The sequence below is a fragment of the uncultured Abiotrophia sp. genome (assembly GCF_938010525.1).
In the GTDB taxonomy this organism is placed as follows: domain Bacteria; phylum Bacillota; class Bacilli; order Lactobacillales; family Aerococcaceae; genus Abiotrophia.
Genome location: NZ_CALLVK010000025.1, coordinates 117,932 through 124,319, shown reverse-complemented (window position 1 = coordinate 124,319; position 6,388 = coordinate 117,932). Strand labels below are relative to the sequence as shown.

The window sequence follows — 6,388 nt, the reverse complement described above, 5'->3', positions numbered from 1 at the left end:
GAAGATGCAGGTTACCCGCGACAGGACGGAAAGACCCCATGGAGCTTTACTGTAGTTTGATATTGAGTGTTTGTGTCACATGTACAGGATAGGTAGGAGCTGAAGAATCCGGGACGCCAGTTTCGGAGGAGGCAACGGTGGGATACTACCCTTGTGACATGACCACTCTAACCCGCACCCCTCACCGGGGTGGGAGACAGTGTCAGACGGGCAGTTTGACTGGGGCGGTCGCCTCCTAAAATGTAACGGAGGCGCCCAAAGGTTCCCTCAGAATGGTTGGAAATCATTCGTAGAGTGTAAAGGCAGAAGGGAGCTTGACTGCGAGACCTACAAGTCGAGCAGGGACGAAAGTCGGGCTTAGTGATCCGGTGGTTCCGTATGGAAGGGCCATCGCTCAACGGATAAAAGCTACCCTGGGGATAACAGGCTTATCTCCCCCAAGAGTTCACATCGACGGGGAGGTTTGGCACCTCGATGTCGGCTCATCGCATCCTGGGGCTGTAGTCGGTCCCAAGGGTTGGGCTGTTCGCCCATTAAAGCGGTACGCGAGCTGGGTTCAGAACGTCGTGAGACAGTTCGGTCCCTATCCGTCGCGGGCGTAGGAAATTTGAGAAGAGCTATCCTTAGTACGAGAGGACCGGGATGGACGCACCGCTGGTGTACCAGTTGTTCTGCCAAGGGCATCGCTGGGTAGCTATGTGCGGGATGGATAAGCGCTGAAAGCATCTAAGCGTGAAGCCAGCTTCAAGATGAGATTTCCCATTCGAAAGAAGTAAGACCCCTGAGAGACGATCAGGTAGATAGGCTAGAAGTGGAAGTGGAGTGATCCATGGAGCGGACTAGTACTAATCGGTCGAGGTCTTAACCACAAGATTTGAGGTTAGGTTTGAGGTTATTCAGTTTTGAGTGTGCAAGCACTCATATAAGACAACACCCAAGTGTGGTGATAATGGCAAGAAGGACACACCTGTTCCCATTCCGAACACAGCAGTTAAGCTTCTTAGCGCCGATGGTAGTTGGACCTTTGGTCCTGTGAGAGTAGGTCGTTGCCATGCTGGGTGAGGTTGTCTTGATTCCGCAATAGCTCAGCTGGCAGAGCGCATGACTGTTAATCATGATGTCGTAGGTTCGAGCCCTACTTGCGGAGTAAAATTTTATATTGCCGCTTTAGCTCAGCAGGTAGAGCGCATCCATGGTAAGGATGAGGTCGCCGGTTCAAGCCCGGCAAGTGGCTTATCAAGAAGTATCTGACGATACTTCTTTTTTATTTGCCCGATATATCATATATGATATATTAGGCAATAGAAAAAGAGCCATCTCTTGCGAGACAGCTCTGTGCGAAAGTCTTATTTTTCTTTCTTCAATTCGTTTAAGATGTCTTGTAATAAGTCTTTCTCGCTTGGACCTGCAGGTGGCGCAGGTGGGTTGATCAAGTCTTTGCCTTGAGCCTTCCCTAAAGCTTTCAAAGTCATGAATAACAAGAAACCAATGATAACGAAGTTAATAACTGCTTGTAAGAAGTTACCTACACCTAGGTAAGTATTCCCAATGCGTAATGAGATGCCAGAAACGGTAGCTTGACCAGTTACAGCAACAATAATTGGCATGAAGATATCATTTACCAAACTAGTTACGATACTTGAGAAGGCACCCCCCAAGATCACAGCAACGGCTAAAGTTACAATATTGTCTTTGGCAATAAAGCCACGGAATTCTTCAAAGATTTTTTTCATTCGAAATTCCCCTCCTTTCATTTACTAATCATAACATGTTTAGACTAATTTGTGTAGTGAAAAAGGGCCAATTCTTAGACTTTTTTAATGTAGGACTCAATTGGATAAAGGCTTTGATCCAAGTCACAATGTCCTTCGCTAACATGCTTGACCCACTGATAACCTAGGAAGGGCCCACTTGTTAGACCGGAAGAACCTAGCCCACTAACAGCCCAAACAGAATTCAGTTCCGGGACAGGCCCTACTAACACAGCATAATCCGGTGTATAGGCACGTATACCCACTTTAACCTGATGGTAAGTAACTTGCTCTGACAAGAAAGGTAGCATGCTGCTGGCACGTTCCTGTAGTTCAGCCAATCTTTCGGCTTCAACACTTAAATCATAACCTCGGTCGTTCTCATGAGTAGCGCCAATGACGAGCTCGCCATTCTGGAAAGGGATGATGTCAAATTTACCGGGGGGCATAACAACTGGCCAAGTATTCCCTGCCCAGTCAGGTAGATAGACGCTAAAGAGTTGTCCCTTTTGAGGGCAAATGGCAACCTCATAGCCGAGTGGCTCTAGGATATGAGGTAACCAAGCACCACAGGCTAACAAAATAGCATCGTAGGATTTTGTATCCTTTTGTGGACCTAGAACGCTAACCTGATGCCCACTATCAGCTACAAGCTGTGCTTGTCCATGAATCAGCTTGCCACCTAGTTTTGGAATCAAAATATGAAGTTCTTGAATCAAAGCTGCACCATCCAGTCGCGCCCCACCACTGATAAAACTTGCTGGATAAGGTGTCTCTAGGAGCGGGAATTTATCCATGGCCTCTTGAGCAGATAAACTAGTAACCTCTCCAATAGAAGGTGAAGCGGGTCGTCGTTCTTGTGCTCGTTCCTGGTCACGAGTTAGAGAGCTTTCGTCTTTACGAACCAGTAAAGCGCCAACTTCTTGGAAGATTAGATCGGTATTCAAGCCATCTTCAGCCAAATCCGCCATGAAGCGCCGGTAAAACTCAGCCCCCTGAGAAACCAGATAATACCAGGGCTTGTTACGGCGTAAAGTGAACCAGGGACAGATAATGCCTGCGGCCGCCTTGGTTGCTTGGCCAGTGCCGTCTTCATAGAGGGTGACAGAGTGGCCTTCTTTGAGGGCATAGTAGGCCGCTGTCGCGCCGACGATCCCGCCCCCAATAATTGCAAGATTCTTCTTCATCTTAGTGCCTCCTTCAATTAGCTAATGGTAAAGGCTGAGGAAAAGGCTGAGGAATTACCTCAGCCAGTCTACCTGTCTATTTAGGATTGTGGAAATAGTTTTCTTTCTTCATGTCTTGAAAGACAACGTGAATGCGTTCGGTAGGCGCACCACTATGTTTGGACACGACCTCAATAATTTCTTTGGCCATGGCTTCTTTGGCTTGAGGGCTACGACCTTCTAATAGTTCAACGTGGATAAATGGCATAAAGGCTCCTCCTTAAGATTATTTAGTCTTTTCTTGGGTAAAGGCTTGAATTCGATTCATGGCTTCTGCCAATTTTTCTAAGCTGGCAGCATAGCTGATACGGAAGTAGCCTGATCCTCCAGGTCCAAAAGACTGGCCAGGGACTGCCCCAACCTTAGCTTCTTGAGCCAGGGCCAGACAGAAGGCGAAGTCATCACCTTGGAACCAGTCAGGTACTTTAACGAAGAGGTAAAAGGCGCCTTCTGGAAGCAAGGTTTGGTAGCCAATCTCGCGGAAACGGCCAATAAGGAATTGGCGGCGTTGGTCATAGGCTTGACGCATCTCATGAATACTATCATCACCTGAGTGATAGGCAGCAATAGAACCATATTGTGAGACGGATGGTGGCGTATTGATAGTTGCTTGGTGGACCTTGAAGATTTGGCTCAGATAGTCCTTAGGCCCTGCAATAAAGCAAGAGCGCCAACCAGTCATGGCATAGAATTTAGAGGTCCCGTTAATCAGAATGGTGCGCTCAGGAGCTAGTTCCGCCATGGAAACATGATTATCAGAATAGGTAAGTTCGCTATAAATTTCATCCGAAACAATCATGAGGTCATATTGGCGGGCCACATTGGCTAGAGCCTCCAACTCCTCTCGACTATAGGTGACGCCTGTAGGGTTGCAAGGATGGTTCAAGAGTAGAATCTTAATTTCAGGATGGCTTTCTAACTGAGCCTTGAGTTCTTCTGCCTCTAGCTTAAAGTTGCTATGGCTGACATCGTGACGAATGAGTTCTGCCCCAGCAAGACGAACTTGTGTTTCGTAGATAACATAGTTAGGTGCGGGTACAATGACTTTTTGGCCAGGGTTAAGTAAGCCAACCAGACTGGCAAATAAAGCTTCGGTCGCGCCAACGGTCACGATGATTTCTTCTTCAGGACTATATTGGAGTTCATAGTGACGCTCTAGAAAATCGCTAATAGCTTGGCGCAAGGCTAAGAGACCACGCGAATGAGTGTAGCCATTCAGGTCCTTGCGGATGGCCTCGATGGCGGCTTCCTTAATGAAATCGGGTGTTGGAAAGTCTGGTTCCCCGATAGTGAGGGGGATCAAGCCTTCAATTTTGCTGATTTGGTCGTTAAAACTACGGATAGGGCTCGGCTTAATGGCGAGCAGGCCTTGATTGACTTGTGGCGTTGACATCTGATGAGCACTTCCCTTTCTTCCTTAACTTCTATCTAATAGTTTATCATACATAGACCGACATAATCTAGAGCATGGTGAAAAAAGTCCAAGTAAAAATGAGAAGAACTCACCTCTTCATCAGAATTTTATCATAAAAGGCTTGACTTTTAGCTGGAATCTGGGTATAGTAGAGGCATATCTGAAATATCGTTGAACAGAAGAGTAGTAAAACTAGCGATTCAAGAGAGGTACCGGCAGGTGAAAGGTACTATCGAATAGGTTATGAAGATGGTCTGGGAGATAAATACGCCGATAGGTAGGTGTGTTCGGGTCATTCCCCCGTTACCAGGAATACCAGTTACGCTGTAAGGCCAGCTGGGTAGAGGGAAGTTTAGGCTTCCGAATAAAAGGTGGTAACACGATCACATCGTCCTTTTACTAACAAGAGTTAGTAGAGAGGGCTATTTTTTTTAAGATAAGATAATGCGATGAAATAGTAAGTAAGGTCGCCTCGCCTTCACAGAGAGCTTCGGGTGGTGGAACGAAGCAAGGCAACGACATGAAAATGGCTATGGAGCGAAGATTTCGAATGGCTTAAGCTAATTCAAGTCTCGGTGCGACCGTTAAAAGCAAAGAGTATCCAATCAGGGTACTCGCTAAGGGGCAATATGTGAGTATTGCCTGAACAAGAGGTGGTAACGCGTCATGACGCCCTCAAGGTAGGCAGCAGGCCGCCTTGGGGGCTTTTTTGTAACCCGCCCACCCACGAGCCTTGAAATAAGGAGGAATTATAGGTGATAGAATTAAAGAATATCTCTGTCACATTCAGACAGAAGGACCGCCAGGTCCAAGCAGTCAAAGACGTTGATTTGAAGATTGAAGAAGGAGATATTTACGGGATTGTCGGTTACTCTGGTGCTGGTAAATCCACTCTGGTCCGGGTCATCAACCTCTTGCAACGTCCAACAGGCGGGCAAGTGACCGTTGGTAAGGTAGCACTTCAGGGACTCTCTAGTCGACGATTACGTGAGGAACGTAAGAAAATTGGGATGATTTTCCAACACTTCAACCTCATGCACAGTCGAACAGTCTTCAATAATGTGGCTTTCCCACTTCAATATGATGGTGAGAACTTCCGCAAGTTTGGCCAGCATGTCGGTCAGGCCTTAGCCTTTTGGAAATGGTCCGGAAAGGCCGGCGAGAAGTTGGCCGCACCTTTCAAGTTCTGGTCTCAAGTTCGCAAGGAACGTCGCCAAAAGGTTTTAGAGTTACTTGAACTAGTAGGGATTGCTGATAAGGCAGAAGCTTATCCAAGCCAATTATCTGGCGGCCAAAAGCAACGGGTGGCGATTGCGCGGGCCTTAGCTAGCAATCCTAAGATTCTACTCTGTGATGAAGCAACCAGTGCTCTCGACCCTAAAACTACCTTGCAGATTTTGGACTTGCTCAAAGAATTGAACCAAAAGCTAGGTTTGACCATCGTCTTAATCACTCATGAGATGCAAGTAGTCAAGGAAATCTGTAACAAGGTAGCCGTAATGGAAAATGGGGAAGTGATTGAAGCCGGCTCAGTGGTGCCAATCTTCAGCCAACCAGCCCAAGCTCTAACCCGCGACTTCATTCGGACTGCAACCCATGTAGACCAGGCCTTAGCTACTATTCTCAGTCAGCCAAAATTCTCTCAACTTAAGGATGATGAATGGCTAGTAGAATTATCCTACTTAGGTGACGAAACCGATGAGCCACTGATTGTGACCCTCTACAGTCTCTTCAATGTCACCGCCAATATCTTGCATGGTAATGTCGAGATTATTGATAATACGCCAATTGGGAATTTGATTGTCACCTTGGCCGGGGCAGAAGCCGACAAGGAAGCTGCGGTTGCCTATATTAAAGAACAAGGTGTCAACCTTAAGTTTCTTAAGCGGCCGAACAGCGCCAAAGACTACAAGGGAGGTGCAAAAGACTAATGGCAACATGGTTAGCAGAGTTTTCCGATAATTTTGGTGCTTGGTTTAACCAAGCCTGGGCAAGTT

The 6,388-nt window shown here is 47.0% G+C and carries 5 protein-coding genes, 2 tRNA genes, 2 rRNA genes and 2 other annotated features; of the genes, 5 read left to right on the top strand and 4 right to left on the bottom strand.

Annotated features, from left to right (window positions below; genetic code table 11):
* The 4 genes from Q0339_RS09075 to Q0339_RS09060 form a co-directional block, all read left to right on the top strand.
* A 23S ribosomal RNA gene (locus tag Q0339_RS09075) occupies positions 1-869 on the top strand; the annotation flags it as partial.
* A 70-nt stretch (positions 870-939) separates the two neighbouring features.
* Positions 940-1,055 (top strand): 5S ribosomal RNA (rrf, locus tag Q0339_RS09070).
* A gap of 19 nt (positions 1,056-1,074) precedes the next feature.
* Positions 1,075-1,147 (top strand) — tRNA-Asn (locus tag Q0339_RS09065).
* A gap of 14 nt (positions 1,148-1,161) precedes the next feature.
* A tRNA-Thr gene (locus Q0339_RS09060) sits at positions 1,162-1,234 on the top strand.
* 112 nt (positions 1,235-1,346) lie between these two features.
* On the opposite strand, the gene mscL is transcribed toward Q0339_RS09060, so the two are convergent.
* From mscL to Q0339_RS09040, 4 genes are all read right to left on the bottom strand, one after another.
* Positions 1,347-1,733 carry a large conductance mechanosensitive channel protein MscL gene (gene mscL / locus Q0339_RS09055; RefSeq protein ID WP_257244590.1) on the bottom strand — a complete coding sequence of 129 codons (387 nt, stop codon included), beginning with the start codon at positions 1,731-1,733 and terminating at the stop codon, positions 1,347-1,349.
* 74 nt (positions 1,734-1,807) lie between these two features.
* On the bottom strand, positions 1,808-2,938 hold the full coding sequence (locus Q0339_RS09050) for an FAD-dependent oxidoreductase (protein WP_298078503.1): 1,131 nt from the start codon (positions 2,936-2,938) through the stop codon (positions 1,808-1,810).
* A 76-nt stretch (positions 2,939-3,014) separates the two neighbouring features.
* A complete protein-coding gene (locus tag Q0339_RS09045) occupies positions 3,015-3,185 on the bottom strand; it encodes a 2-hydroxymuconate tautomerase (protein WP_070756776.1) in 171 nt (56 codons plus the stop codon).
* Between the two features lie 18 nt (positions 3,186-3,203).
* Entirely contained in the window at positions 3,204-4,370 is a 1,167-nt protein-coding gene (locus tag Q0339_RS09040; RefSeq protein WP_298078501.1) for an aminotransferase class I/II-fold pyridoxal phosphate-dependent enzyme, read from the bottom strand.
* A 183-nt stretch (positions 4,371-4,553) separates the two neighbouring features.
* Positions 4,554-4,790 (top strand) — a binding site (T-box leader).
* A gap of 41 nt (positions 4,791-4,831) precedes the next feature.
* Positions 4,832-5,071 (top strand) — a binding site (T-box leader).
* A gap of 75 nt (positions 5,072-5,146) precedes the next feature.
* On the opposite strand from Q0339_RS09040, the gene Q0339_RS09035 reads away from it, so the two are divergent.
* Positions 5,147-6,322, top strand: coding sequence for an ATP-binding cassette domain-containing protein (locus Q0339_RS09035; protein WP_023391574.1), 1,176 nt, complete (start codon positions 5,147-5,149; stop codon positions 6,320-6,322).
* Positions 6,323-6,388: the final 66 nt, after the last annotated feature.